The 25,388-nt window shown below is 73.6% G+C and carries 29 protein-coding genes; 5 read left to right on the forward strand and 24 right to left on the reverse strand.

Translation table 11 applies throughout. The features are described from left to right. Positions 1 to 50: 50 nt before the first annotated feature. The 11 genes from lgt to hisI form a co-directional block, all read right to left on the reverse strand. The gene (gene lgt, locus ACWEV0_RS14400) at positions 51 to 1,094 is read right to left on the reverse strand and encodes a prolipoprotein diacylglyceryl transferase (RefSeq protein ID WP_453149563.1); all 1,044 of its coding nucleotides are present in this window, start codon (positions 1,092 to 1,094) and stop codon (positions 51 to 53) included. 78 nt (positions 1,095 to 1,172) lie between these two features. Continuing rightward, entirely contained in the window at positions 1,173 to 2,006 is an 834-nt protein-coding gene (locus ACWEV0_RS14405) for a DsbA family protein (RefSeq protein ID WP_453149565.1), read from the reverse strand. Positions 2,007 to 2,070: 64 nt separating this feature from the next. Then, entirely contained in the window at positions 2,071 to 2,913 is an 843-nt protein-coding gene (trpA, locus tag ACWEV0_RS14410; protein WP_453149567.1) for a tryptophan synthase subunit alpha, read from the reverse strand. Next, on the reverse strand, positions 2,910 to 4,193 hold the full coding sequence (gene trpB / locus ACWEV0_RS14415; RefSeq protein ID WP_453149569.1) for a tryptophan synthase subunit beta: 1,284 nt from the start codon (positions 4,191 to 4,193) through the stop codon (positions 2,910 to 2,912). Before trpB ends, trpA begins: the two co-directional genes overlap by 4 nt. A 480-nt stretch (positions 4,194 to 4,673) precedes the next feature. Next, positions 4,674 to 4,934 (reverse strand): tryptophan biosynthesis modulator TrpM, encoded by a 261-nt coding sequence (trpM, locus tag ACWEV0_RS14420; RefSeq protein WP_453149570.1) that lies wholly within the window; start codon positions 4,932 to 4,934, stop codon positions 4,674 to 4,676. Positions 4,935 to 4,940: 6 nt separating this feature from the next. Then, complete coding sequence (gene trpC / locus ACWEV0_RS14425) at positions 4,941 to 5,750, reverse strand: indole-3-glycerol phosphate synthase TrpC (protein WP_451606849.1); 810 nt, start codon at positions 5,748 to 5,750, stop codon at positions 4,941 to 4,943. A gap of 122 nt (positions 5,751 to 5,872) precedes the next feature. Then, positions 5,873 to 6,412: a DUF2752 domain-containing protein gene (locus tag ACWEV0_RS14430; protein WP_453149662.1), complete on the reverse strand. Its 540-nt coding sequence runs from the start codon at positions 6,410 to 6,412 to the stop codon at positions 5,873 to 5,875. A gap of 175 nt (positions 6,413 to 6,587) precedes the next feature. After that, positions 6,588 to 6,848, reverse strand: coding sequence for an HGxxPAAW family protein (locus ACWEV0_RS14435; RefSeq protein ID WP_453149572.1), 261 nt, complete (start codon positions 6,846 to 6,848; stop codon positions 6,588 to 6,590). A gap of 137 nt (positions 6,849 to 6,985) precedes the next feature. Then, positions 6,986 to 7,648, reverse strand: a complete 663-nt coding sequence (locus ACWEV0_RS14440; protein ID WP_453149574.1) for a TIGR02234 family membrane protein — start codon at positions 7,646 to 7,648, stop codon at positions 6,986 to 6,988. Positions 7,649 to 7,687: 39 nt separating this feature from the next. Beyond that, a complete protein-coding gene (locus ACWEV0_RS14445) occupies positions 7,688 to 9,190 on the reverse strand; it encodes an anthranilate synthase component I (RefSeq protein ID WP_453149576.1) in 1,503 nt (500 codons plus the stop codon). Positions 9,191 to 9,201: 11 nt separating this feature from the next. Next, positions 9,202 to 9,576 carry a phosphoribosyl-AMP cyclohydrolase gene (hisI, locus tag ACWEV0_RS14450; RefSeq protein ID WP_453149578.1) on the reverse strand — a complete coding sequence of 125 codons (375 nt, stop codon included), beginning with the start codon at positions 9,574 to 9,576 and terminating at the stop codon, positions 9,202 to 9,204. 177 nt (positions 9,577 to 9,753) lie between these two features. Between hisI and ACWEV0_RS14455 the strand changes: the two genes are divergently transcribed. Further along, complete coding sequence (locus ACWEV0_RS14455; protein WP_453149580.1) at positions 9,754 to 10,395, forward strand: TIGR03085 family metal-binding protein; 642 nt, start codon at positions 9,754 to 9,756, stop codon at positions 10,393 to 10,395. A gap of 37 nt (positions 10,396 to 10,432) precedes the next feature. On the opposite strand, the gene ACWEV0_RS14460 is transcribed toward ACWEV0_RS14455, so the two are convergent. The 10 genes from ACWEV0_RS14460 to hisD all read right to left on the reverse strand — a co-directional run bounded on the left by ACWEV0_RS14460 (position 10,433) and on the right by hisD (position 18,189). Beyond that, positions 10,433 to 11,677: an MFS transporter gene (locus ACWEV0_RS14460; RefSeq protein WP_453149582.1), complete on the reverse strand. Its 1,245-nt coding sequence runs from the start codon at positions 11,675 to 11,677 to the stop codon at positions 10,433 to 10,435. A gap of 5 nt (positions 11,678 to 11,682) precedes the next feature. Continuing rightward, on the reverse strand, positions 11,683 to 12,270 hold the full coding sequence (locus ACWEV0_RS14465; protein ID WP_453149583.1) for an ArsR/SmtB family transcription factor: 588 nt from the start codon (positions 12,268 to 12,270) through the stop codon (positions 11,683 to 11,685). A 127-nt stretch (positions 12,271 to 12,397) separates the two neighbouring features. After that, positions 12,398 to 13,153 (reverse strand): imidazole glycerol phosphate synthase subunit HisF, encoded by a 756-nt coding sequence (hisF, locus tag ACWEV0_RS14470; protein WP_403798194.1) that lies wholly within the window; start codon positions 13,151 to 13,153, stop codon positions 12,398 to 12,400. Then, entirely contained in the window at positions 13,150 to 13,563 is a 414-nt protein-coding gene (locus ACWEV0_RS14475) for a RidA family protein (protein WP_453149585.1), read from the reverse strand. The genes hisF and ACWEV0_RS14475 overlap by 4 nt, the downstream gene beginning before the upstream one ends. After that, positions 13,560 to 14,297 carry a bifunctional 1-(5-phosphoribosyl)-5-((5-phosphoribosylamino)methylideneamino)imidazole-4-carboxamide isomerase/phosphoribosylanthranilate isomerase PriA gene (gene priA / locus ACWEV0_RS14480; protein ID WP_453149587.1) on the reverse strand — a complete coding sequence of 246 codons (738 nt, stop codon included), beginning with the start codon at positions 14,295 to 14,297 and terminating at the stop codon, positions 13,560 to 13,562. Before priA ends, ACWEV0_RS14475 begins: the two co-directional genes overlap by 4 nt. Before the next feature lie 2 nt (positions 14,298 to 14,299). Next, positions 14,300 to 14,950, reverse strand: a complete 651-nt coding sequence (hisH, locus tag ACWEV0_RS14485) for an imidazole glycerol phosphate synthase subunit HisH (protein ID WP_453149589.1) — start codon at positions 14,948 to 14,950, stop codon at positions 14,300 to 14,302. Further along, the gene (locus ACWEV0_RS14490) at positions 14,947 to 15,111 is read right to left on the reverse strand and encodes a hypothetical protein (protein WP_451606860.1); all 165 of its coding nucleotides are present in this window, start codon (positions 15,109 to 15,111) and stop codon (positions 14,947 to 14,949) included. Before ACWEV0_RS14490 ends, hisH begins: the two co-directional genes overlap by 4 nt. Positions 15,112 to 15,113: 2 nt before the next feature. Then, positions 15,114 to 15,707, reverse strand: a complete 594-nt coding sequence (hisB, locus tag ACWEV0_RS14495) for an imidazoleglycerol-phosphate dehydratase HisB (RefSeq protein ID WP_389216254.1) — start codon at positions 15,705 to 15,707, stop codon at positions 15,114 to 15,116. Next, on the reverse strand, positions 15,704 to 16,849 hold the full coding sequence (locus ACWEV0_RS14500) for a histidinol-phosphate transaminase (protein WP_453149591.1): 1,146 nt from the start codon (positions 16,847 to 16,849) through the stop codon (positions 15,704 to 15,706). The genes hisB and ACWEV0_RS14500 overlap by 4 nt, the downstream gene beginning before the upstream one ends. Then, the gene (gene hisD / locus ACWEV0_RS14505) at positions 16,846 to 18,189 is read right to left on the reverse strand and encodes a histidinol dehydrogenase (protein WP_453149593.1); all 1,344 of its coding nucleotides are present in this window, start codon (positions 18,187 to 18,189) and stop codon (positions 16,846 to 16,848) included. Before hisD ends, ACWEV0_RS14500 begins: the two co-directional genes overlap by 4 nt. Positions 18,190 to 18,382: 193 nt before the next feature. On the opposite strand from hisD, the gene ACWEV0_RS14510 reads away from it, so the two are divergent. The 4 genes from ACWEV0_RS14510 (at position 18,383) to ybaK (ending at position 22,729) form a co-directional block, all read left to right on the forward strand. Further along, a complete protein-coding gene (locus tag ACWEV0_RS14510; RefSeq protein WP_453149595.1) occupies positions 18,383 to 19,984 on the forward strand; it encodes an oxidoreductase in 1,602 nt (533 codons plus the stop codon). A 303-nt stretch (positions 19,985 to 20,287) separates the two neighbouring features. Continuing rightward, on the forward strand, positions 20,288 to 21,454 hold the full coding sequence (locus ACWEV0_RS14515) for a hypothetical protein (RefSeq protein ID WP_453149596.1): 1,167 nt from the start codon (positions 20,288 to 20,290) through the stop codon (positions 21,452 to 21,454). Positions 21,455 to 21,459: 5 nt separating this feature from the next. Beyond that, the gene (locus ACWEV0_RS14520; RefSeq protein WP_453149598.1) at positions 21,460 to 22,197 is read left to right on the forward strand and encodes an LON peptidase substrate-binding domain-containing protein; all 738 of its coding nucleotides are present in this window, start codon (positions 21,460 to 21,462) and stop codon (positions 22,195 to 22,197) included. A 34-nt stretch (positions 22,198 to 22,231) separates the two neighbouring features. After that, positions 22,232 to 22,729, forward strand: coding sequence for a Cys-tRNA(Pro) deacylase (ybaK, locus tag ACWEV0_RS14525; protein ID WP_453149600.1), 498 nt, complete (start codon positions 22,232 to 22,234; stop codon positions 22,727 to 22,729). Positions 22,730 to 22,741: 12 nt separating this feature from the next. On the opposite strand, the gene ACWEV0_RS14530 is transcribed toward ybaK, so the two are convergent. The 3 genes from ACWEV0_RS14530 to ACWEV0_RS14540 all read right to left on the reverse strand — a co-directional run bounded on the left by ACWEV0_RS14530 (position 22,742) and on the right by ACWEV0_RS14540 (position 25,387). Beyond that, positions 22,742 to 23,392 (reverse strand): DUF2567 domain-containing protein, encoded by a 651-nt coding sequence (locus ACWEV0_RS14530; protein WP_453149602.1) that lies wholly within the window; start codon positions 23,390 to 23,392, stop codon positions 22,742 to 22,744. Between the two features lie 155 nt (positions 23,393 to 23,547). Then, positions 23,548 to 24,381 (reverse strand): ABC transporter permease, encoded by an 834-nt coding sequence (locus ACWEV0_RS14535; protein ID WP_453149604.1) that lies wholly within the window; start codon positions 24,379 to 24,381, stop codon positions 23,548 to 23,550. A 34-nt stretch (positions 24,382 to 24,415) separates the two neighbouring features. Beyond that, positions 24,416 to 25,387, reverse strand: a complete 972-nt coding sequence (locus tag ACWEV0_RS14540; RefSeq protein ID WP_453149663.1) for an ABC transporter ATP-binding protein — start codon at positions 25,385 to 25,387, stop codon at positions 24,416 to 24,418. Position 25,388: the final 1 nt, after the last annotated feature.

The following is a 25,388-nucleotide window of genomic DNA, read 5'->3' on the forward strand; positions in this document are numbered from 1 at the left end:
GGGACCGACTGGTCCCGGCGGGCCTCCGCCGTGTGTCCTCCGTGCGCGGGTCAGCGACCGCCCGCACCGGCTCCGTTCCCGGCGCCGTCCTTCTCCTTGGCGGCGGTCTCCTCGCCGGCCTCGGCGTCGTCCGTGTCGTCGGCCGTGTCCTCGGCCTCGGAGTCCTCCGGGGACCGGTCCCCGACGGCCTTGTCCTCCGCGGACTCGTCCGCCTTGCCCTCGGCACCCTTGACGCCCTCGGCGCCGTCGTCACCCTCGGCGGACTCGGCTTCGGCGGTCGCCTTCCGCGGCTCCACGACCTCCTCGCGGCCCGGGCGCAGCTTCGACGAGACGATCATGTACACCACGGCGAGCAGGCCGACGACGATCGCGGTCCACACGTTCAGGCGCAGGCCGAGGACGTGGTGCGCCTCGTCGATGCGCAGGTACTCGGTCCAGACGCGGCCGGAGCAGTACGCGGCGACGTACAGGGCGAAGGCGCGGCCGTGGCCCAGCTTGAAGCGGCGGTCGGCCCAGATCACGAGGAAGCCGACGGCGACGTTCCACAGCGACTCGTACAGGAAGGTCGGGTGGTAGAGGCCGGCTTCGCGGTTGGGGCCCTCGGTGATCTTCAGCGCCCACGGCAGGTCGGTCGGCTTGCCGTACAGCTCCTGGTTGAACCAGTTGCCCCAGCGGCCGATGGCCTGGGCGAAGGCGATGCCGGGCGCGATCGCGTCCGCGTACGCCGGGAGCGCGATGCCGCGGCGGCGGCAGCCGATCCAGGCGCCGACGGCACCGAGCGCGATGGCGCCCCAGATGCCGAGGCCGCCCTCCCAGATCTTGAAGGCGTCGACCCAGTTCTCACCCTCGCTGAAGTACAGCTGGTAGTCGGTGATCACGTGGTAGAGCCGGCCGCCGACGAGGCCGAAGGGCACCGCCCAGACGGCGATGTCGGCCACGGTGCCGGCGGTGCCGCCCCGGGCGATCCAGCGCTTGTTGCCGAGCCAGACGGCGACGAAGACACCGATGATGATGCAGAAGGCATAGCCGCGCAGCGGGATCGGTCCGAGGTGGATCACGCCGGTCGACGGGCTGGGAATGTAGGCAAGGTCCATGGCAACACCGACGCTACCCTGCCGGGCGGGCCGTGCGGCAGCCAGCCCGGCAACTTCTCCGTAACTACCTGAGGGACGTCAGTGGCGGGCGGGGGATCCGGCGGCCGGAGAGGCGGTGCCCGACTGCTTGCCCTTGTTGGCCTCGGCGACCCACTTCTTCAGGTTCTCCGGGGAGATCTGCTCGTTCCCCTTCTGCGGGAAGATCGATTCTCCGTTGAGCAGAACGGACGGGGTGCCGGTGAAGTCGCTCTTCTTGAAGGCGTCCTGCGACTTCTTCACCCAGCTGTCGTGCGTGCCGTCCTCGACGCAGGCGCGGAAGGCGGGCGTGTCGAGGCCGGGGACCTGCGCGGCGAGCTCGATGAGCTTGGCGTTCTTCGCGTAGGCGTCGTCCGTCTCCTGCGGCTGGTTCTTGTAGAGCACGTCGTGGTACGCCGTGAACTTCCCGGCGTCCTGCGCGCAGGCCCCGGCGTTGGCGGCGCGCAGCGAACCGCTGCCGCCGAGGTTGCCGTCGATCAGGGTGACCAGGTGGTACTGGGCTTTGAGGGCGCCGGACGCCTCCAGCTGGTGGATGCTGTCGCGCATGACGCTCTCGAACTGGGCGCACGCGGGGCAGCGGAAGTCCTCCCAGACGGTGAGCGTGGACGGGGCGTCCGGGCGGCCCTGCGGGATGGCGGGCTTGTCGCCGGGGATGGCGCCGGTGGGTTCGACGACGGGACCGGCCTTGTCGGAGGTGCCCTTGCCCCCGCTGTTGGCGGCGATCACGCCGACGACCGCGGCCAGGCCGAGGACACCGACGACCGCGGCCGACACGATGAGGACACGTCGCTGCTTCTCGCGGGCCTTGTCGCGCTCGCGCTGGTGCCTGAGGCGCTCCCGCGCGCTCTGGCTTCCGTCTCGGTTCTTCTCGCTCACGCCCACAGCAACGAACCGGGGAGGCACGCGCGTGCCTCCCCGGTGACGAATCCACCCGTATGGGTTACGAGGTGCGGCGCACGCCCTCGGCGAGTTCGGCCGCCAGTTCCCTTACGGCACCGAGCGCGGCGGCCTCGTCGCCGTCCGCGTCGAGCATCCGCTTGACGAAGGCGGAGCCGACGATGACGCCGTCGGCGAAGCCGGCGACCTCGCGCGCCTGGGCGGCGTTGGAGACGCCGAGGCCGACGCAGACGGGCAGCTCGCCGGCGTCGGCGTCCCGGGTGCGGCGGACCAGGTCGGCGGCCTGCTCGCCGACCGACTCGCGGGTGCCGGTGACGCCCATCAGCGAGGCGGCGTAGACGAAGCCGGAACCGGCCTCGGTGATGGTGGCCAGGCGCTCGTCCTTGCTGCTGGGCGCGACCACGAAGACCGTGGCGAGCCCGTTCCGGGTGGCGTGCTCGCGCCACACCGCGGACTCCTGGACCGGCAGGTCCGGCAGGATGCAGCCGGCGCCGCCGGCCGCGGCGAGCTCCTCGGTGAAGCGCTCGACGCCGTAGCGGTCGATGGGGTTCCAGTAGGTCATCACGAGGACCGGCTTGCCGGTGGCCTCGTGGGCCTCCTTCACCGTGCGCATGACGTCGGCGATCCGGACGCCGCCGCGCAGCGCGATGTCGTCGGCGGTCTGGATGACCGGGCCGTCGAGGACCGGGTCGCTGTGCGGCAGACCGACCTCGACGACGTCGGCGCCGCCGTCGAAGACGGCCTTGATGGCGGCGATGCCGCCGTCGACGGTCGGGAAGCCGGCCGGGAGGTAGGCGATGAGCGCGGCCCGGTTCTCGGCCTTCGCCTTGGCCAGGGTGTCGCTCAGGAGCTGGATGTTGCCCCTGGTGGATGCAGCGCCGGTCACTTCGCGTCCCCCTCGATCTCGGCGATGTCGGCGGCGTCCGCGGCCACCTCTGCGTCGGTGTCGTACAGCCCGAAATAGCGGGCGGCGGTGTCCATGTCCTTGTCGCCACGCCCGGAGAGGTTGACGACGATCAGCCCGTCAGGGCCGAGCTCCTTGCCGACCTCCAGGGCGCCGGCGAGGGCGTGCGCCGACTCGATGGCCGGGATGATGCCCTCCGTACGGGAGAGCAGGCGCAGCGCCTGCATGGCGGCGTCGTCGGTGACGGCGCGGTACTCGCCGCGGCCGCTGTCCTTGAGGTAGGAGTGCTCCGGGCCGATGCCCGGGTAGTCGAGGCCCGCGGAGATCGAGTACGGCTCGGTGATCTGGCCCTCGTCGTCCTGCAGGACGTAACTGCGGGAGCCGTGCAGGATGCCCGGCTCGCCGGCCGTGAGGGTGGCCGCGTGCTCACCGGTCTCGACGCCGTGGCCGGCCGGCTCGCAGCCGATCAGGCGGACGGAGGCGTCCGGGATGAACGCGTGGAACAGGCCGATGGCGTTGGAACCGCCGCCGACGCAGGCGACGGCCGCGTCGGGCAGCCGGCCCGCGCGCTCCAGGATCTGGCGGCGGGCCTCCACACCGATCACCCGGTGGAAGTCGCGGACCATGGCGGGGAACGGGTGCGGGCCCGCGACCGTGCCGAACAGGTAGTGGGTGCGGTCCACGTTCGCGACCCAGTCGCGGAACGCCTCGTTGATGGCGTCCTTCAGCGTGCGGCTGCCGGACTTCACCGCGACGACCTCGGCGCCGAGCATGCGCATGCGGGCGACGTTGAGGGCCTGGCGCTGGGTGTCGATCTCGCCCATGTAGATGGTGCAGTCGAGGCCGAAGAGGGCGCAGGCGGTGGCCGTGGCGACGCCGTGCTGGCCGGCGCCGGTCTCCGCGATCACCCGGGTCTTGCCCATGCGCTTGGTGAGCAGCGCCTGGCCGAGCACGTTGTTGATCTTGTGCGAGCCGGTGTGGTTCAGGTCCTCGCGCTTCAGGAACACGCGGGCGCCGCCGGCGTGCTCGGCGAACCGCGGCACCTCGGTGAGGGCGCTCGGGCGGCCCGTGTAGTTGACCATCAGGTCGTTGAGCTCGCGCGCGAACTCCGGGTCGTTCTTGGCCTTCTCGTACTCGACGGCGACCTCGTCGACGGCGGCGACGAGGGCCTCCGGGATGAACTTGCCGCCGTAGGCGCCGAAGTAGCCCTCGGCGGTGGGGATCTGACCCTCCGGGTCGGGAATGAAGAACTCGCTGGACATGCGGATGCGCTCCTCGCGGGGCGGGTGCCCCGGGTGACGTGGGTTGATGGTCACGGTATGCGCGCGTGCCACTCACGTACGGCAGCCGCCACCTGGGCGTGCCCGCGCCGAGCCCGGGCGACGCGCCCGACCCGTCGGGACCTCCGCCAGGCGAGCCGGCCCGCCTGGCCGGTCGCGCGGTGGGCCGCGCGGGGCTTCGCCACCCCCGTCGTGGGCAATCGTCCCGCAGGGCAGGACGGGTGGACACAACGGGACGACGCCCCGTGCCGGGCCCAGGCTCCTCGCGCGTTGACGCCCGCCCCGACGGCCACGCGGTCGTGGTGCGGGTCCAGGCACAAGGGGCGGAGGCGCCGCCGAGCGCGCCGTCCCGTGTGCCCACCCGTTCCGCCCCAGCGGAACGAATGCCCACACGGAGGGGCGAAAGGCGCGGGACGGCGGGCGAGGCATGCACGTGGGCGTCGCCCCCATAGGGGCGGCGGCTCAGGCTTGGGTGCTGTACGTGAGAGTGCGCGCTCGGCGCGCGCGCCATCGCATGCCGTTGACCTGGCCCGGCTCGTCGCCGATCACATAGCGCACCCGGCGGCCGTGGACGCGGCGGGCGGGCGCGCGGCAGCCGCGCGGGCGGCAGCCGCGGGCGAGCGGGGCGTGGCGGCGGTCGCCTCCGTCGGCGCGCACGTCCGCGGCGCACCGGGCGCTGGGGCCCGGTACGTGCGGCGTGTCGTGACGGAGGCGGAGGTACATGCCGGGTCAGCCCCGCCCGTGGCGCAGGGCCGGGTGGGCGCCGGCGGCGACCAGGTCGGCGACGGCGGCCTTGGGGTCGCGGCCGGTGACCAGGGACTCGCCGACCAGGACCGCGTCGGCGCCGGCGTTGGCGTACGCGATCAGGTCGTGCGGGCCACGGATGCCGGACTCGGCGACCTTGACGATGCCGGCCGGGATCTCCGGGGCGACGCGCTCGAAGGTGGAGCGGTCGACCTTGAGGGTCTTCAGGTTGCGGGCGTTGACGCCGATGATGCGGGCGCCGGCGTCGACGGCCCGCTCGACCTCCTCCTCGTCGTGGACCTCGACGAGCGGGGTGAGCCCGATGGACTCGGCGCGCTCGATGAGGGAGACGAGGGCCTCCTGCTCCAGGGCCGCGACGATGAGCAGCGCGAGGTCCGCGCCGTACGCCCGGGCCTCCCAGAGCTGGTAGGCGGTGACGATGAAGTCCTTGCGCAGGACCGGGATGTCGACCCGGGCCCGTACGGCTTCGAGGTCGGCCAGCGAGCCGCCGAAGCGGCGCTGCTCGGTGAGGACGGAGATGACGGCGGCACCGCCCGCCTCGTAGTCGGCGGCGAGACCGGCCGGGTCGGCGATGGCGGCGAGTGCGCCCTTGGACGGGCTGGAGCGCTTGACCTCGCAGATCACCTTGACGCCGTCGCCGCGCAGCGCGGCGACACCGTCCTTGGCCTGCGGCGCCTTTGCGGCGCGCTCCTTGAGCTCGTCGAGGGAGACCCGCGCCTGCCGCTCTGCGAGGTCGGCGCGCACGCCTTCGATGATCTCGTCGAGCACACTCACGCGAGAGGCCCCCTTCCGGGATTCGATGAACACGGTTCAGCCAGGTCGATGGTATCCGCAGGTGGGCCCCGGACCCGCATCGATTGGAGCCGCGTCCCATTTGCTGGGACTTCCCGCGCTGGTCAGGGGGCGAGCGCGGAGCCGAAGGGGAGGTTTCGTACGAGGGTGAATGCCCCCAGAACCGCACCGATCGCCCACCACCAGGCCGGGGAGATCGCGAGTCGCATGGGAATGCCCCGGATGGCACGAATCAGCCACAGGGACATGACGACGGCGAAGACCCCGTAGCCGACGACGGCGAGGGCGTTGTAGCCGAGGGCGGCGCCGAGGTCTCCGTGAACGAAGGCGTGGGCGCTGCGCAGGCCGCCGCAGCCGGGGCAGTAGATGCCGGTGAAGCGGAGCAGCGGGCAGACCGGGTAGTGCCCCGGTTCGCCCGGGTCGACGGTGCCGACGTACGCGAAGGCCGCGGCGACCCCGGCGAGCACGCCGAGCGGCGCGAGCAGCCGCCGGGCCGTCGGCCTGGGCGGCGAAGGGAGGCCGTAGGGCGCGTGCGGCGGATACGGCGCGTGCGCTGCGTAGGGCGGCGCGTACGCCGCGGACGGCGCGTGTGTTGCGTGCGCCCCGTGCTGAGCCTGCGCGGCGTGCGCCGCGTGAGCCGCCACGTCTTGCGCGTGCGCCTCGTACGCCCCGTGCGCCGGGTACGACTCGTACGCGGGGCCTACGGGCTCGGGTACGGCCGCCGCCGTCGGGTTCGGGTCCACCCGGTGATTGTCGCCGTAGACGCGCGAAGGCGCAGCCCCGCGTCGCGGGACTGCGCCTTCCGAGCGATCCGGTGCCTCAGGCGCGGCTCTGCTCCAGGACGCGGGCGGTCGCGGCCTCGCGGGCGGCGACGACGGCGGCGGACTCCTTCGGCATGCCGAGGCCCGCGATCTTCATCGCGCCACCGACGACACCGCCGAGGAGGATGACACCGATGCCGGCCCAGAAACCCGGACCGTTCGCCGCCACCATGAAGACTCCGGCGACGCAGAAGCCGATGAAGGAGATGATGACACCGGTCCAGGCGGCCGGGGTGTGTCCGTGGGCGCTGCCCGCCATGAGTTGCTCCTCGTTGATGTTGCTCGGTGGTGACGTCTCAGTGACGTCTCATTGTTCCGCACATGCGGCCGCGGCGGTGAATCGGGGTGCCCGAACGATCACGCGTCGCACCGAAGGAGCTGCCTCCGTCGTCGCACCTAGTCGCCGTGCGTCGGGTCCTCGCCGCGGTCGAGGGCCTTCCACAGATCCTCGGGGCGCTCGGGGTCGACGGCGGCGGCCCGGCCGCGGCGGGCGGGGCGCGGGGCGCCGGAACGCTCGTAGCGGCCGCCCATCGCGGGCCAGGACTTGCCGAAGCGCAGCGCGAAGAGCCCGGCGACCAGGATGAGCAGGGCGCCGGCGGCGGCGACGTACGGCCAGACGGTGTGGCTGAGGCCGCCGACGGCGGCCGCGGTGTTGCCGCTGACCCTGGCCGCCTCCGCGTTCAGCGCGTCGCTGTCGGAGGCGCCGAGGACGGCGGCGAGGGCCGCGCCCGCGCCGCTCAGGGCGAGCAGGGCGGCGACCAGGGTGCGGCCGGCCCGGCGGACGGCGAAGACGGCGACGAGCGCGGCCAGGCCGACGATCGCGAGGGCGGTCGGCACGCCGGTGACGGCGCCGCCGTCGGCCGTGACGGGGACGGAGCCGCCGCCGACGGCCGCGGTGCCCTCGGCCCACTTCTGGCCGGCGGAGAGCAGTACGACGGTGGCTCCGAGGGCGCCGAGCAGCAGGGCCACGGCCAGGCTGCGGCGGGCGCCGGAGGAGGCGGCGCCGCCCGGACGGGCGGCTCGGGGCTGGGGTACGGGTACGGCACTCACATACCCCACTATCCCCTACCGACCCGGCGGCGACTCATCCGGTCGCGGTCAACCCGTGGTGACGTTCGCCGTCATCCGGTTGGCGGTGTGGACGGCGCGGAGCACCGCCGCCGCCTTGTTGCGGCACTCGTTGTCCTCGGCGACCGGGTTCGAGTCGGCGACGACACCGGCTCCGGCCTGCACGTACGCCGTTCCGTCGCGCAGCAGGGCGGTACGGATGGCGATGGCCGTGTCGGAGTCGCCGGCGAAGTCGAGATAGCCGACGCAGCCGCCGTACAGGCCGCGCCGGGACGGCTCGAGCTCCTCGATGATCTGCATCGCGCGCGGCTTGGGCGCCCCGGAGAGGGTGCCGGCCGGGAAGCACGCGGTGAGGACGTCGAAGGCGGTCCTCCCCTCGGCGACCTTGCCGGTCACGGTGGAGACGATGTGCATGACGTGCGAGTAGCGCTCGACCGACATGAAGTCGACGACCTCGACGGAGCCGGGCTCGCAGACCCGGCCCAGGTCGTTGCGGCCGAGGTCGACGAGCATGAGGTGCTCGGCGCGCTCCTTGGGGTCGGCGAGCAGCTCCTCGGCGAGGTCGTGGTCCTCCTGCGGCGTGGCGCCGCGGTGCCGGGTGCCGGCGATGGGGTGGACCATCGCGCGGCCGTCCTCGACCTTGACCAGGGCCTCGGGCGACGAGCCGACGACGTCGAAGCCGTTCTCGAAGCGGAAGAGGTACATGTACGGGGACGGGTTGGTGGCCCGCAGCACCCGGTAGACGTCGAGCGCGGAGGCCGTGCAGGGCGTCTCGAAGCGCTGCGAGGGCACCACCTGGAAGGCCTCGCCGGCCCGGATGCGCTCCTTGATGTCCTCGACGGCGTCCTGGTAGGCCGGGCCGCCCCAGAGCGCGGAGAACTCGGGCAGGGCGGACTCCGGCAGCGCGACCGGGGTGGAGGCGACGGGGCGGGCCAGGTCGGCCTCCATCGCGTCGAGGCGGGCGACGGCGTGCGCGTACGCCTCGTCGACGCCGGTCTCCAGGTCGTTGTGGTTGATCGCGTTGGCGATCAGGAGCACCGAGCCGTCCCAGTGGTCGAGGACGGCCAGGTCGCTGGTGAGCAGCATGGTGAGCTCGGGCAGCTTCAGGTCGTCGGTGCCGTGCTCGCCGATGCGCTCCAGGCGGCGCACGATGTCGTAGCCGAGGTAGCCGACCATGCCGCCGGTGAACGGGGGCATCCCGGACGAGAGGTCGCGCGGGGTGTGCAGGGTCTCCACGGTGGCGCGCAGGGCGGCGAGCGGGTCGCCGGCGACGGGGACGCCGACCGGCGGGGTGCCGAGCCAGTGCGCCTCGCCGTCCCTGACGGTGAGGGTGGCGTCGCTGCGGACGCCGATGAAGGAGTAGCGGGACCAGCTGCGGCCGTTCTCCGCGGATTCGAGCAGGAAGGTGCCGGGGCGTTCGGCGGCGAGCTTGCGGTAGAGCCCGACCGGAGTGTCGCCGTCAGCGAGGAGCCTGCGGCTGACGGGGATGACGCGGCGGTCGGCCGCCAGCTTGCGGAAGGTCTCGAGATCCATGGCGCCAGACCCTACTCGGCCGCGAGGAGCACGTCGGTGTCGAAGCAGGTGCGCGTGCCGGTGTGGCAGGCGGCGCCGACCTGGTCGACCTTGACGAGCAGCGTGTCGGCGTCGCAGTCGAGGGCGACGGCCTTGACGTGCTGGACGTGGCCCGAGGTGTCGCCCTTGACCCAGTACTCCTGACGGCTGCGGGACCAGTAGGTGGCGCGGCCGGTGGTGAGGGTGCGGTGCAGCGCCTCGTCGTCCATCCAGCCGAGCATGAGCACCTCGCCGGTGTCGTGCTGCTGGGCGATGGCGGGGACCAGGCCGTCGGCGCTGCGCTTGAGGCGCTCGGCGATGGCCGGGTCGAGGTCGCTGGAGGTCCGGGGCGGCGTGCTGCTGCTCATTTCGCCATTGTGCGTGACCGTGGGTGTTGTCCGGGGGTGCGTCCACAGGACGGACCGGTAGGTCCGGTCGGCGGTCGGTCGCGGGCGGACGGCGACCGGTGCCGGCGCGGCCGTGGGGCGGACGACGGGGCGGTGCCCGCTGGGCGGACCGGCCGCACGGGTCGTACGCTGGCGGTCATGTCGACCCATGCCAAGCGTGAACGGCTTCTGCTCGCCGACCTGTTGGAGGCGGCCGGACCCGACGCGCCGACGCTCTGCGAGGGGTGGCGGACCCGGGACCTGGCGGCGCACGTGGTGGTGCGGGAGCGCCGGCCGGACGCGGCGGCGGGCGCGGTGGTGCCGTTGCCGGCGCTGAAGGCGCGGCTCGACCGGGTGCAGGCGGAGTTCGCCGAGAAGCCGTACGAGGAGCTGGTCCAGCTCATCCGTACGGGTCCGCCGAAGCTGTCCCCGTTCACGATCAAGCAGGTGGACGAGGGCGCGAACGTCGTCGAGTTCTACGTCCACGCCGAGGACGTGCGCCGGGCGCAGCCGGACTGGTCGGCGCGCCCGCTCGACCCGGTGTTCGCGGACGCCCTGTGGTCGCGCCTGGAGAAGTCGGCGCGGCTGCTCGGCCGGAAGGCGCCGGTGGGCCTGGTGCTGCGCCGCCCGGACGGGCAGACGGTGGTGGCGCACCGCGGCGCGCCGGTGGTGACGGTGTCCGGGGAGCCGGGCGAGCTGACCATGTTCCTGTTCGGGCGGCAGGACGCGGCGAAGGTGGAGCTGGACGGCGAGCCGGAGGCCGTGGAGCGGCTGCACTCGACGAAGCAGCTGGGGATCTGAGCCAGGGCCTGTCCGACCCTGATCCGCCGGACAGGCCCTACGTCCTGGGCAGTTCGGCCTTGCGCAGGGCCGGGACCAGCAGGGCGTACACGCCGCTCAGCGCGCAGATCGCGGCGCTGGCGGTGAAGACCGGCCCGGGGCCCCAGAGGCCGATGGCGGCGCCGGTGAGCGGGAAGCTCAGCGGGGCGAGACCGAGCGAGCAGAGGCTGGACACGGCGGAGACCCGGCCGAGGTACGCGGGATCGCATTCGGTCTGGACGAGGGCGTTGCACAGCGCCCCGGAGAGGCCGGCGAGCAGGCCGATGGACAGGGCGACGCCGACGGCCACCGGCAGCAGGGGTACGTAGGCGAGGGCGCCGATCGAGGCCGCGCCGAGCACCATGGTCCAGCCGCTGACGGCTCCGGCCCGCGGGACCCGCCCCCACACGGTCAGGAGCAGCGAGGCGGCGCCCGCGCCCGCACCGAAGCCGAAGAGCACCCAGCCGATGCCGGAGGCGCCCCAGCCGCGCTGTTCGGCGAGGATGGCGAGGCCGACGTTGAGCGGGCCGACGAAGCCGAGGTCGCTGAGGAGTACGACGACCATCAGGTGGCCGAGGACGCGGTGGCCGCGCAGATAGCGGAGCCCGTCGGCGAGGTCGCGCAGGGCGGTGCCTTCGGCCGTGGCGCCCTCGGAGGGCAGCGCGCGGAGCTGCAGCGCGCACAGCAGGGGCAGGGAGAGCGCGAAGAGCAGGCCGGCGACCGTGAAGGCGCCGGCGGAGCCGCCGAGAGCGACGGCGAGGCCGCCGAGCGGGGCGCCGAGGACGGCGCCCATGCGGTACGCGATCCCGCGCATGCCCTGCACGCGGGCGAGCTGGTCGCGGGCGGCGATCCGGGGCGGCAGGGCGCCGACGGCCGGCAGGAAGAGGGCGTCGACGGCGCCGAAGACGAGGGCGACGGCGGCCAGGAGCCACAGGCCGGGGGCGGCGAGGAACAGGGCCGCGGCGAGGCCGAGGGCGACCAGGCAGCGGACGGTGTCGGAGCCGATGACGACCCGGCGCGGGCCGAGCCGGTCGGCGAGCACTCCCCCGAACAGCATGAGCAGGGCGCGCGGGACGGCGGAGACGGTCATGACGAGGCCGGCCTGGGCGGGGGTGCCGTTGCTGACGGCGGCCCAGGAGAGGGCGAGGTAGTAGACGCTGTCGCCGAGGGTGGAGGCGGTGAAGGCGCCGAGCCAGCGCAGGACCTGGGGGTCGCGATGGGCGGGGCGGGCGGCGAGGGTGGCCGCCGGGGCGGTCGTGGTCATCGTGCTCAGCCCCGGTAGGGGAAGCCGTGGAGGTGGACGGCGACGTTCTCGCGGCCCTCGGTGTCGCCTGCGGCCTCGGCGGCGCGGGCCGCCTGGTCGTACTTCCTCAGCAGCGCGTCGAGCTCCTTGCCGAGGGCGGCGAGCTCGGCGGCGGTGAGGCGCGGCAGCCACTCGGAGCTGACGGCGGCGGAGCGCCACTCCTCGGACCAGGTGAGGCGCTCGTCGAGGAAGCGGCGGTGCATCTCGGTGCGCTGCTCGGCGACGGTGCGGCCGAAGGCGGCGCCGGCGGCGGCGAGTTCGGGGGCGCCCTGGATGTCCTCCTCGTGGATGGTGAAGCCGTACGAGCTGGGCTGCCACCAGCGCTCCCGCCCGTCCGCGGACTGCGCCTCGGCCTCCTCGATGAGGCCGTGCTCGGCGAGCTTGCGCAGGTGGTAGCTGACGAGCGACACGGCCTCGTCGACCTGCTCGGCGAGCTGCGAGGCGGTGGCGGTACGGGCGACGAAGAGGGCGCGGTAGAGGCGCATGCGCAGCGGGTGCGCGATGGCCTTGAGGGTGCCCAGGTCGTCGATGCGGCGGTGTTCCTGCGAGGTCATGTCCACGACCGTAGATGCGAAAGAAAACTTGCGCAATTGAAATTGCACAAATAAAGCTGTGCATCCGGGGAAGGAGAAGGGCCCCCGAGAGGGCCCTTCATCGAACTGCAGAAAAGCGGAACGACGGTCAGCGGACCTCGTGGCCCGTCTCCCGCAGCGTCTGCTTCACCTCGCCGATGCGCAGATCGCCGAAGTGGAAGACGGAGGCGGCCAGCACCGCGTCCGCGCCCGCGTCGATGGCCGGCGGGAAGTCGGACAGCTTGCCGGCGCCGCCGGAGGCGATGACCGGCACGGTGACGTGCTTGCGCACGGCCGCGATCATCTCGATGTCGTAGCCGTCCTTGGTGCCGTCCGCGTCCATCGAGTTGAGCAGGATCTCGCCGGCGCCCAGGTCGGCGGCCCGGTGCGCCCACTCGACGGCGTCGATGCCGGTGCCCTTGCGGCCGCCGTGCGTCGTCACCTCGAACGAGCCGGAGGCCGTACGGCGGGCGTCGACCGAGAGCACCAGGACCTGGCGGCCGAAGCGCTCGGCGATCTCGCGGATCAGCTCGGGGCGCGCGATGGCGGCCGTGTTGACGCCCACCTTGTCGGCGCCGGCCCGCAGCAGCTTGTCGACGTCCTCGGCGGAGCGGACGCCGCCGCCCACGGTGAGCGGGATGAAGACCTGCTCGGCGGTGCGGCGCACCACGTCGTAGGTCGTCTCCCGGTTGCCGGAGGAGGCGGTGATGTCGAGGAAGGTCAGCTCGTCGGCGCCCTCGGCGTCGTACAGCTTGGCCATCTCGACGGGATCGCCGGCGTCCCGCAGGTTCTGGAAGTTGACTCCCTTGACGACCCGGCCGTTGTCCACGTCCAGGCAGGGGATCACGCGTACGGCGAGGCTCATGCCGCACCTCCCTCGGTGAAGTCCGGTCGGTACGCCTCGACCTCGACCTCGACGACGAGGCGCGGGTCGACGAAGCCGGAGACGATGATCATCGACGCGGCGGGGCGGACGGCGTCGAACAGCTCCTTGTGGGCGCGGCCGACCTCCTCCACGTCCCGGGCGTGGGTGATGTACATCCGGGTCCGCACGACGTGCTCGGGGCCCAGGTCCAGCTGCTTCAGGGCGTCGAAGGCCACGTTGAAGGAGTTCATGGCCTGCTCGTACGGGCCGCCGTCGGCGATGGCGCCGCCGACGACCGACGTGCAGCCGGACACGAGCACCGTGCCGTTCGGCAGTTCCACCGCGCGGGAGTAGCCGAACTGCTCTTCCCAGGGAGCGCCCGTCACCACCTTCCTCAGCGCGTCGCTCATGCGGAAGCCACCGCCTCCAGCGCCTCCTCGAGGGTGAACGCCTTCGCGTACAGCGCCTTGCCGACGATCGCGCCCTCGACGCCCAGCGGCACGAGGCCGGCGAGCGCGCGCAGGTCGTCCAGGGAGGAGACGCCGCCGGAGGCCACGACGGGCTTGTCGGTGGCGGCGCAGACGTTGCGCAGCAGCTCCAGGTTGGGGCCCTGGAGGGTGCCGTCCTTGGCGATGTCGGTGACGACGTAGCGGGCGCAGCCCTCGGCGTCGAGGCGGGCCAGCGTCTCGTAGAGGTCGCCGCCGTCGCGGGTCCAGCCGCGGCCCTTGAGCGTGGTGCCGCGCACGTCGAGGCCGACGGCGATCTTGTCGCCGTGCTCGGCGATGACCTTGGCGACCCACTCGGGGGTCTCCAGGGCGGCGGTGCCCAGGTTGACGCGGGTGCAGCCGGTGGCGAGGGCCGCGGCGAGCGAGGCGTCGTCGCGGATGCCGCCGGAGAGCTCCACCTTGATGTCCATGGCCTCGGTGACCTGGCGGACCAGGTCCCGGTTGTCGCCGGTGCCGAAGGCGGCGTCCAGGTCGACCAGGTGCAGCCACTCGGCGCCGGCGCGCTGCCACGCGAGGGCGGCCTCCAGCGGGGAGCCGTAGGAGGTCTCGGTGCCGGACTCGCCGTGGACGAGGCGGACCGCCTGGCCGTCGCGGACGTCGACGGCGGGGAGGAGTTCGAGCAGGCTTGTGGGCGACACGGTCACAGGGTTCCGATCCAGTTGGTGAGGAGCTGGGCGCCGGCGTCGCCGGACTTCTCGGGGTGGAACTGGGTCGCCCAGAGGGCGCCGTTCTCCACCGCGGCGACGAAGGGCTCGCCATGGGTGGCCCAGGTGACCTTCGGGGGGCGCATGGTGGTGTTGCCGATCTCCAGGGTCCAGTCGCGGACCGCGTAGGAGTGCACGAAGTAGAACCGGGCGTCGGCGTCCAGACCGGCGAAGAGCTCGCTGCCGGCGGGCGCGTCGACGGTGTTCCAGCCCATGTGGGGCACGACGGGCGCGTTCAGCGGCTCGACCGTGCCGGGCCACTCGTCGAGGCCCTCGGTCTCGACGCCGTGCTCGATGCCGCGGGCGAAGAGGATCTGCATGCCGACGCAGATGCCCATGACGGGCCGTCCGCCGGAGAGCCGGCGGCCGACGATCCAGTCGCCGCGGGCCTCCTTGAGGCCCTGCATGCAGGCGGAGAAGGCGCCCACGCCGGGGACGAGCAGTCCGTCGGCGTTCATGGCCCGGTCGTAGTCGCGGGTGATCTCGACGTCGGCGCCGACCCGGGCGAGGGCCCGCTCGGCGGAGCGGACGTTGCCGAAGCCGTAGTCGAAGACCACGACCTTCTTGGAGGTTCCGGTCGTCGTCATGACCACACGTCCAGGCGCAGGAGACCGGCCGCGAGGCACATCGCGGAGCCGAAGGCGAGCACGCCGACGAGGCTCTTGGACTGCTTCTGCTTGACGAAGGAGTAGACGCCGCCGAGGAGGAAGAGGCCGACGACGATGAGGACGGTGGAGAGGCCGTTCACGGTTACAGCGCGCCCTTCGTGGAGGGGAGGATGCCGGCGGCGCGCGGGTCGCGCTCGGAGGCGTAGCGGAGCGCCCGGGCGAGCGCCTTGAACTGGCACTCGACGATGTGGTGCGCGTTGCGACCGTACGGGACGTGGACGTGCAGGGCGATCTGCGCCTGGGCGACGAAGGACTCCAGGATGTGCCGGGTCATCGTCGTGTCGTAGGAGCCGATCATCGGCGCCATGTTCTCGGGCTCGGTGTGCACCAGGTAGGGGCGGCCGGAGAGGTCGACGGTGACCTGGGCGAGCGACTCGTCCAGCGGGACGGTGCAGTTGCCGAAGCGGTAGATGCCGACCTTGTCGCCGAGGGCCTGCTTGAAGGCGGCGCCGAGGGCGAGGGCGGTGTCCTCGATGGTGTGGTGCGTGTCGATGTGCAGGTCGCCGTCGGTCTTCACGGTCAGGTCGAACAGACCGTGCCGGCCGAGCTGGTCGAGCATGTGGTCGTAGAAGCCGACCCCGGTCGACACGTCGACCTTGCCGGTGCCGTCGAGGTCGATCTCGACGACGACGGAGGTCTCCTTGGTGGTGCGCTCAACGCGGCCTACGCGGCTCATGCGTTCTGCTCCTTCTTCAGCTCACGAACCGCGTCGAGGAACGCGTCGTTCTCTTCGGGGGTGCCGGCGGTGACCCGCAGCCAGCCCGGTACGCCGTTGTCCCGGACCAGGACGCCCCGGTCGAGGATCTTCCGCCAGGCCGTGTGGGAGCCCTCGGCTCCGTCGAAGCGGCCGAACTGGACGAAGTTGGCGTCGGACTCGGTGACCTCGTAGCCGGTCGCGCGCAGCTCGGCGACCAGCCGGTCGCGCTCGGCCTTGAGCTGCTCGACGTACCCGAGGAGGGTGTCGGTGTGCTCCAGGGCGGCGAGCGCGGTGGCCTGGGTGACGGCGGAGAGGTGGTACGGCAGGCGGACCAGCTGGACGGCGTCGACCACGGCGGGGTGGGCGGCGAGATAGCCGAGGCGCAGGCCCGCGGCGCCGAACGCCTTGGACATGGTCCGGGAGACCACCAGGTTCGGGCGGCCCTCGATGAGGGGCAGCAGCGAGTCCCGGTGGCTGAACTCCACGTACGCCTCGTCGACGACGACGAGGGCTCCGGCTCCGGGCCTGGCGGCCTGGGCGGCCTCGTAGAGGGCGAGGACGGTCGCGGCCTCGACGGCGGTGCCGGTGGGGTTGTTGGGGGAGGTGACGAAGACGACGTCCGGCGCGTTCTCGGCGATCGCGCTGACGGCCGCCGCCACGTCGATGGTGAAGTCGTCCTTGCGCGGACCGGAGATCCAGCCGGTGCCGGTGCCGCGGGCGATCAGGGCGTGCATCGAGTACGAGGGCTCGAAGCCGATCGCGGTGCGGCCGGGGCCGCCGAAGGTCTGCAGCAGCTGCTGGAGGACCTCGTTGGAGCCGTTGGCGGCCCAGACGTTCTCCAGGGAGACCGGGTGCTTGCCGGTACGGGTGAGGTAGCGGGCCAGCTCGGTGCGGAGCTCGACGGCGTCCCGGTCGGGATAGCGGTTGAGGCCGCGGGCGGCCTCGGCGACCCGCTCCGCGATCCGGGCCACGAGCGGCTCGGGCAGCGGGTAGGGGTTCTCGTTGGTGTTCAGCTGGACGGGCACGTCGAGCTGCGGCGCGCCGTACGGGGACTTGCCGCGCAGCTCGTCGCGGATCGGCAGGTCGTCGATCCCGATGGTGCTGTCGTTCTTGTCGGTCACTTGCTGTCCGGCACCTTCCAACCGAAGCGGGCCTTGATGGCGGCGCCGTGCGCGGGCAGGTCCTCCGCCTCGGCGAGGGTCACCACGTGGTGGGCGACCTCGGCGAGGGCGTCGCGGGTGTAGTCCACGATGTGGACGCCGCGGAGGAAGGACTGCACGGACAGGCCCGAGGAGTGGCAGGCGCAGCCGCCGGTGGGCAGCACGTGGTTGGAGCCCGCGCAGTAGTCGCCGAGGGAGACCGGCGCCCAGGGGCCGACGAAGATCGCGCCCGCGTTGCGGACCCGGTCGGCGACGGCGGCGGCGTCGGCGGTCTGGATCTCCAGGTGCTCGGCGCCGTAGGCGTCGACGACCTTGAGTCCGTCCGCCAGGTCGCGGACGAGGACGATCGCGGACTGCCGGCCCGCCAGGGCGGGGACGATCCGGTCGTCGACGTGCTTGGAGGCGGCGACCTGGGTCTTCAGCTCGGCCTCGGTGGCCTCGGCGAGCTCCTCGGAGTCGGTGACGAGGACGGAGGCGGCCATCGGGTCGTGCTCGGCCTGGCTGATCAGGTCGGCGGCGACGTGCACCGGGTCGGCGGTGGCGTCCGCGAGGACCGCGATCTCCGTCGGGCCGGCCTCGGCGTCGATGCCGATGCGGCCCTTGAGGAGGCGCTTGGCGGCGGCGACGTAGATGTTGCCGGGGCCGGTGACCAGGTTGACCGGGGCGCAGCCGGGCTCGTCGGCGGTGCCTTCGGTGCCGTACGCGAACATGGCGACGGCCTGGGCGCCGCCGGCCGCGTACACCTCGTCGACGCCGAGGAGGGCGCAGGCGGCGAGGATCGTCGGGTGCGGCAGGCCGCCGAACTCGCGCTGCGGCGGCGAGGAGACGGCGATGCCCTCGACGCCGGCCTCCTGGGCCGGGACGACGTTCATCACGACGGAGGACGGGTAGACGGAGCGGCCGCCCGGCACGTACAGGCCGACGCGCTCGACCGGGATCCACTTCTCGGTGACCGTGCCGCCGGGCACGACCTGGGTGGTGTGGGTGGTGCGGCGCTGCTCGCGGTGGACCATGCGGGCGCGCCGGATGGACTCTTCGAGGGCGGCGCGGACGGCCGGGTCGAGCTCGTCGAGGGCACGGGCGATGGCCTCGGCCGGAACGCGCAGGCCCGCGACGCGGACGCCGTCGAATTTCTCCCCGTAGTCGATCACCGCCGCCGCGCCATGATGCCGTACGTCCTCGCAGATGGGCCGCACCTTCTCCAGGGCGGCTTCCACGTCGAACTCGGCACGGGGCAGCAGGTCGCGCAGGGCGGAACCCTCGGGGAGGGCGTCGCCACGCAGATCGATTCGAGAAATCACGGGTCAATTCTCTCAGACGGCCCTCAGGGCCGGACTCCCGTATCACTGGCTGATACGAACCGCTCTGCCGTCTGATACGCACCACTGGCGTCTTGTCGCCACAGCTGACCGTTAGCGTTCAGTCCGTCACACAGCGGGAAGAACGGCTGTACGAATCCGGGAAAGCGGAATCGTGGAAAGCGAGGGGGCGGCAGTGACCGAGCCGCGCGAGGACGACGGGATGCCGGAGGACCTGACCGGGCCCGAGCGCGTGATGTGGAGCGCGTTCCGGGTGGGCAGGACATGCGATCTGCGGGAGGGGGTCGCGGAGCGGGACGATCCGTTCGCGGTGCGGGAGGTGTGGGGCGAGGAGCGCAGCGTGCGGGCGGACGTGGTGGCGCTGCTGCTGCTCGACGGCCCGCCGGCGCGGGCCGGGCGGGTCGCCGCGCTGAAGCTGCGCGGGGTGCGGATCACCGGGGTGCTCAATCTGGCGGGCGGCGAGATAGGGCCGTACGTGGAGCTGAACGGCTGCCGCTTCGACCACGAGGTGGTGCTGCCGGAGGCCAAGTTCGGCACGCTGCGGATGGTCGAGTGCGCGATACCCCGGCTGGAGGCGGCCCGGCTGCACACGGCGGGCGATCTGCATCTGCCGCGCTGCCGGGTCGAGCGGGGCATCCGGCTCACGGACGCCCAGATCGGCACGGACCTGCTGATCAACCAGATCCGGGTGTGGCCGGACCGGCGCGGCCGCGCCATCACGGCGGACGGCATGGTGGTCGCCCAGGACTTCCAGGCCGAGCTGATCGAGACGTACGGGGAGCTGAGCCTGCGCGGGGCGCGGGTCGGCGTCTCGCTGAGCCTGCGCGGCAGCGTGCTGCGCGGCGCCCAGCAGCGCCGCGCGCTGAACGCGCCGCAGCTGACGGTGGAGCGCACGCTCTATCTGAACGCGGCATGGGTGTACGAGAGCTCGGGGAACTCGACGGCCACGCCGCCGTACGGGGTCACGCCGGCGCAGGGCGCCCGGCGCAAACCGGTCGAGTGCCACGGCGGGGTGCGGCTGGACGACGGCCGCTTCGGCGACTCGGTCGACCTGCACTACGCCCGCTTCCTGCTCGACGGCTCGCGCCGCGAGGAGCTGTCGCTGCGCCGGATAGTGACACCGGAGCTGCGGTTCAACGGGGAGCGCCCCGAGGAGGGCCGGGTGGTGCTCAACGGGGCGAAGGTGGTGACGCTGATCGACCTGTCCAGCAGCTGGCCGGGCCCGGGCGGGCTCGCGATGGGCGGCTTCGTCTACGAGACGCTGGTGCCGTACGGGCACTTCCCGCTGGCCCGGCGCCTGGAGTGGGTCGCGGCGGCCACTCCGGAGTACGCGCCGGAGCCGTACGAGCGGCTGGCGGCCGTGCTGCGCAACAGCGGCGAGGACGCGGACGCGCGCGAGGTGCTGCTCGCCAAGCAGCGGCGGCGCCGGGAGACGCTGCCGGTGGGCGCGAAGCTGTGGGGCTATGTGCAGGACCTGGCCGTGGCCTACGGCTACCGGCCGGGACGCGCGGCGCTGTGGATGGCGGTGCTGTGGGCGGCGGGCACGTTCGCCTTCTCGCACTACACGCCCGTGCCGCTGAAGGCGGACGAGGCGCCGCACTGGAGCGCGGCGCTGTACGCGCTGGACCTGCTGCTGCCGGTGATCGATCTGGGCGAGGTCGGCGCCTGGCGCCTCCAGGGCTTCTGGCAGTGGGCGTCGACGGCGCTGGTCCTGGCCGGCTGGGTGCTCGCGACGACGGTGGCGGCGGGGGCCTCGCGGCTGCTCAGGAGGGGGTGACACCGGGGCGGTGCCCAGCGGGGTGCCGGCGGGCGGTGCCCCGCGGAGTGCGGCGGGGGTGCCCAGCGGGGTGCGGCGGGTGGCGCTCGGGCGGTGCGGCGAGGTGGTGCCCAGGGGACGCGGCATGGTGCCAGGGGGCGTGGCGGGTGGTGCCCAGGGGGCGTGGCGGGCAAACCGAGGGGGTCGCATGAGCACCGGTTCGCCCCGATCTTTACGCTGTCTTGACTCCTGTCAGCACAACCTTCCCGCCGCCACCAAAGCTTCACAGGCCGCCACTGGCGCCGCCCTCACCTGCGGTTTTCAATGTTTCGCACAATGTCCTTGCTCCGCGCCCTGATCGGCACCTCCAAACTGGTCCGGCACTCCCCGCGGCTCGCCGCCGGGCTCCCGCCGGACGACGACGTGCTGCTCGACGCGCCGGACGGGCGGCTCGGACCGGCGCTGGTCGCCGCCGCGCTCGCCGACCCCGAGCCGGCCGCCAAGCTCCTCGCCACCACCCGGGACGCCGAGGAGTGGGAGGACCGGGACCGCTACGTGGCCCGGCTGAGCGCCTTCGCCTACCGCCGGGACGGCTGGCTGGAGCACTGGCTGGCGGTCGCGCCGGAGGATCCGGACGCGCTGCTCGTCAAGGCGCAGCTAGCGGTGCGCCGGGCCTGGGACTGCCCCGCCCGGGCGGAGCGGCTGCGCGAGCTCGGCCCGCTGATCGAGGCGGCGGCCGACGCGACGCCGCGCGATCCGGTGCCGTGGCGGCTGGCCCTGGACCACGCGCGCGGCGCGCACGCGGGGCACGCGGCCTTCGAGGCGCTGTGGGAGCAGGCGCTGCGCCGCGCCCCGCGCCACTACGGCAGCCATGTCGCCGCGCTGAAGTACCTGTCGGCGCAGTGGTACGGCTCGCACCGCGAGTGCTTCGACTTCGCCGAGGACGCCGCGGAGGACGCGCTGCCCGGCTCGCTCGTCCAGGCGCTGCCGGTGCGGGCGGCGTTCGCGCAGCTGATCGCGGGGGCCGACGCGGGGCACGGGGTGGCGGGTGACCGGATCGACGCGGCGGCCGACCGGGCGCTCGCGCTGTCGGCGGAGTATCCGGCGGGCGATCTGTGGCCGGCCGAGGTGCGCAACCTGCTCGTGCACGTCCTGGTGGAGCGGGGCCGCTGGCACGACGCGCTGGCCGAGTTCGGGCGGATCGGGCCGCAGGCGACCTCGTTCCCCTGGACCCTGGTCGCCGACGATCCGCTGCGGGGCTTCCTGGAGGCCAGGACCGGCGCCGTACGGGAGGTGGCCCGGCGCACTCCGCTGCGCGCGGGCAGGAGGGCGCGAACGAGCGCGGGAACGAGCGCGGATACGGGGCCGGGCACCGGAACCGGGGACCGGACCGGGGACGCGACCGGGCACCGGAGCGGGACGTTCCCCGGGTGGGACGGACGGGATGCGGGACGGGCCGGTCGGGGCGGCTCCGGCGGCCATTACGCTTGACCGCTGTGACCACCGCTCGTCTGCCTCTCTTTCCGCTCAACGCGGTGCTGTTCCCGGGCCTCGTGCTGCCCCTGAACGTCTTCGAGGAGCGCTATCGCGCGATGATGCGCGAGCTGCTCAAGACGGACGAGTCCGAGCCGCGGCGCTTCGCCGTCGTCGCCATCCGCGACGGCCGCGAGGTCGCTCCGACCGCGCCCGGCATGCCGGACCAGACGGCGCTGCCGGAGAAGGGCCCGGCGGCCGGCTTCGGCCCCGATCCCGTCCAGGCGTTCCACCGCGTCGGCTGCGTGGCCGACGCGGCGTCGATCCGGGAGCGCGCGGACGGCGGCTTCGAGGTGATGTGCACCGGCACCAGCCGGGTGAAGCTGCTGTCGGTCGACGCGAGCGGCCCGTTCCTGACCGCCGAGGTCGAGCAGATCCCGGAGGAGCAGGGCGAGGACGCCGAGGAGCTCGCGGAGGGCGTGCTGCGCGCCTTCCGCGCGTACCAGAAGCGGCTCGCGGGCGCCCGGGAGCGCTCGCTGACCACGAGCGAGCTGCCGGACGACCCGTCGGTGGTGTCGTATCTGGTGGCCGCCGCGACCGTGCTCGACACCCCGGCGAAGCAGCGGCTGCTCCAGGCGCCGGACACGGCGACGCGGCTGCGCGAGGAGCTGGCGCTGCTGCGCGCGGAGACGGCGGTGCTGCGCCACCTCCCGTCGCTGCCGGCCGTGGAGCTGACCCGCGCGCCGACCAGCCCCAACTGAGCCCGATACCCGAGTCCTGCGAGGAGAGCCCGGCGTGGCGAAGAAGCAGAAGAAGAACGCCGGGGGCACCCCGGCGACGGTGGCCCTGGCGGCGGCCGGCACGGCGTACACCCTGCACGCCTACGACCACGATCCGGCGGCCCCCTCGTACGGCGAGGAGGCGGCGGAGGCGCTCGGTGTCACTCCGGACCGGGTGTTCAAGACGCTGGTCGCGGACGTCGACGGCGAGCTGACCGTCGCGGTCGTCCCGGTGGCCGGCCAGCTCGACCTGAAGGCCCTCGCCTCCGCCGTCGGCGGCAAGCGGGCGGCGATGGCCGACCCGGCGGCGGCCGAGCGCACCACGGGCTACGTCCGCGGCGGCATCTCCCCGCTGGGCCAGCGCAAGCGGCTGCGTACGGTCCTGGACACGTCCGCCTCGGACCACGCCACGATCTGCATCTCGGCCGGCCGCCGCGGCCTGGAGGTCGAGCTCGCCCCCCAGGACCTGGCGGCCCTCACCGGCGCCGTCCTGGCGCCCATCGGCCGCGGCTGAGCCCGGCGGCCGTCAGCCCTGCGGTGCCTGCGGCTCGTGGGGTGCCTGCGGGTTCGGCGGCGGCCAGGCGCCGTCCTCGGGCTCCGGGTCGCGGGGGCCGAAGAGGGCGGTGAGCGCGAGGTGGACGATCATCGCGGCGATCGGCCAGGCGAGCATCGCCGCGAAGCCCATGCCGAGTTCGAGCGGCGCGTCGAAGGGGACCTTGGGGCCGACGGCCTTGGCGTGGGCGACGACGTCGCGCTCCCCGCCGAACCAGACGCCCACGCCCCACGCGAGCAGCGAGCCGAGGACTCCGCCGAGCGCGAGGCCGAGCACCAGGGCGACGCCGCCGCGCCGGTGCACCAGGAAGACGAGGGCCGCGGCGACGGCCCCGAAGCCGAGCGCGAGCAGGACGAACGTTCCGTCCGCGCCGATCGCCGACTCCGCCTCGCTGTTGCGCAGGAAGACCGCCTTGCCGTCGGAGATCAGCGAGACCCGCGGCGCGAGCCACACCCACAGCAGCCCGAGCAGCGCGCCGAGCACGCCGGACACGGCCGCCACCACGGCGGCCTGCCGGATCTCGGTCGCCGTCCCGGGCCCGTCCTCGGCGGGCGGCACGGGTGAGGGCGGCGGCCAGGCGGAGTCGTGCGGCGGCTGGTGCGGCGGAGTCAGAGGTGCGGTCACGACGCCATCGTGCCAGGTGCGGCTGTGAGTCGCCTCAGCGGATCATCGGATCGCACGGCGCTGCGCCGAAGAGCGCGGCGGGGGAACGGTCCCGAGCGCGTCACGAACCGAGCCGCAGAACGAGCCACGGGCGAACCGAGCCGCAAAAGAGAGCGTCAGCGCACCGCGGCTCGGCGGTACGCCCATGTCGCCACCGCCAGCGAGCCCACTCCCACCGCCGCGCACACCGCGAGGTCCAGGCAGACCGCCGTCCAGTCCGGGTGCGCGTCGAAGGTGCGGGCGAGGGCCTCGACGCCGTACGTGGAGGGCAGCAGGTCGCGGGCCCAGGCGATCGGGGCGGGCATGCGGTCGGCCGGCAGCACGCCGAGCAGCAGGGCCGCGGACATGCCGAGCTGGCCGAGGAGGGTGGCGAGCTCCTGCCGGGGGGCGAGCAGGCCGAGGGCCGCGCCGAGGCCGGCCAGGGCCGCGCCGGACAGCGGGACGACCGCCGCCAGGATCCACAGGTGGCCGAGCGGGAGCCCGAAGAGCACGGATCCGGCGACCGCGGTCACCACCGTGCCGGGCACGGTGAAGGAGGCGTACGCGCCGGCCGCGCCGAGCACCACGGCCGCGGGCGGCACGGGCAGCGTGGCGTAGTGGTCGAGGCCGCCGCCGGCCCGCAGCTGCCCGAAGTACTGGGCGAGCAGGTTGAGCGCGACGAAGGCGACGACGAGCACGGCGGAGCCAGCCACCACGGACCGGGCCTCCGAGCCGCCGTCGACGACCCCGCGCATCAGGATCATGATGCCGATGGACTGGAAGGTCGCCACGAAGAGCAGCGGGATGCGGGCGACCCGGGCACGGCTGAGCTGTGCCTTGTAGACGGCGCCGAGCGCGGGCAGCAGCCGGGCGCGCGGGGCGAGCGGCGCGGCGGGCGCCTCGGGGGCGTCGCGGACCACCTCGACGGGAACTGTGCCGGCCGTCAGGGCCTCGGCGGGCAGGGTGCTCAACTCGTCCAGCTCCTGACGGTCGACGGGTGGTACGTCACGCCTTCACCAGCCCCCGCGTCTCGCCGCCGAGCGCCAGGTACACGTCCTCCAGGCTCGGCGTCGCCAGGGTGAAGTCGTCGAGGGCCGCGAAGGCCGCGCCGCCGGTCACCGCGGCGACCGCGGCCCGCGCCTCGTCGGGGCCGAGCCGCAGCACCCAGCGGCGGCCGGACTCCTGCGCCGAGACGCGCAGCGCGGCGACCTCGGGGACGTCGAGCGGGGCGCGCTCGCGCCAGACGAGTTCGACCCGCACCTCGCCCGCGACGCGTTCCTTGAGGCCGGCGGGGGTGTCGCAGGCGATGACCCGGCCGCGGTCTATGACGGCGACCCGGTCGAGGACGGTCTCGGCCTCGATGACGTTGTGGGTGACGAGCAGCACGGTGGCGCCGTGTTCGGCGCGGCGCCGGTCGACGGCGGCCCAGACGGCGCGGCGGGCGACCGGGTCCATGCCGGTGGTCGGCTCGTCGAGGACGAGGAGGGGGCGCTCGCCGACGAGGGCGGCGGCGAAGCAGGCGAGCCGGCGCTGGCCGCCGGAGAGCTTCTTGAGGGGGCGGCCGGCGATCTCGCCGAGGCCGAGTTCGTCGAGGACGGCGTCGCGGGCGGCACGGGCCTCGCGGGCGCCGAGCCCGCGCAGCCGGCCGGTGGTCTCGGCGGCGAGGGCGACGGTCAGCTCGTCGAGGGCGGTGGACTCCTGGCCGAGGTAGGCGAGGAGGCGGGCGGCGCGCTCGGGGTGGCGCACGATGTCGTGGCCGAGGATCCGGACACTGCCGGAATCGGGGCGCATCAGGCCGGTGAGCTGGCGGACGAGGGTGGACTTGCCGGCACCGTTGGGTCCGAGCAGGCCGAAGATCTCACCGCCGCGCACATCGAGGCTGATCCCGTCGGTGGCCCGCACCTCGGGGGTCGCGGGCGCGCCGCGTCTGCCGCGTGTGGCGGGGTACGTCCTGACCAGATCCCGCACCACGCACACC

The organism is Streptomyces sp. NPDC003943 (assembly GCF_053605265.1).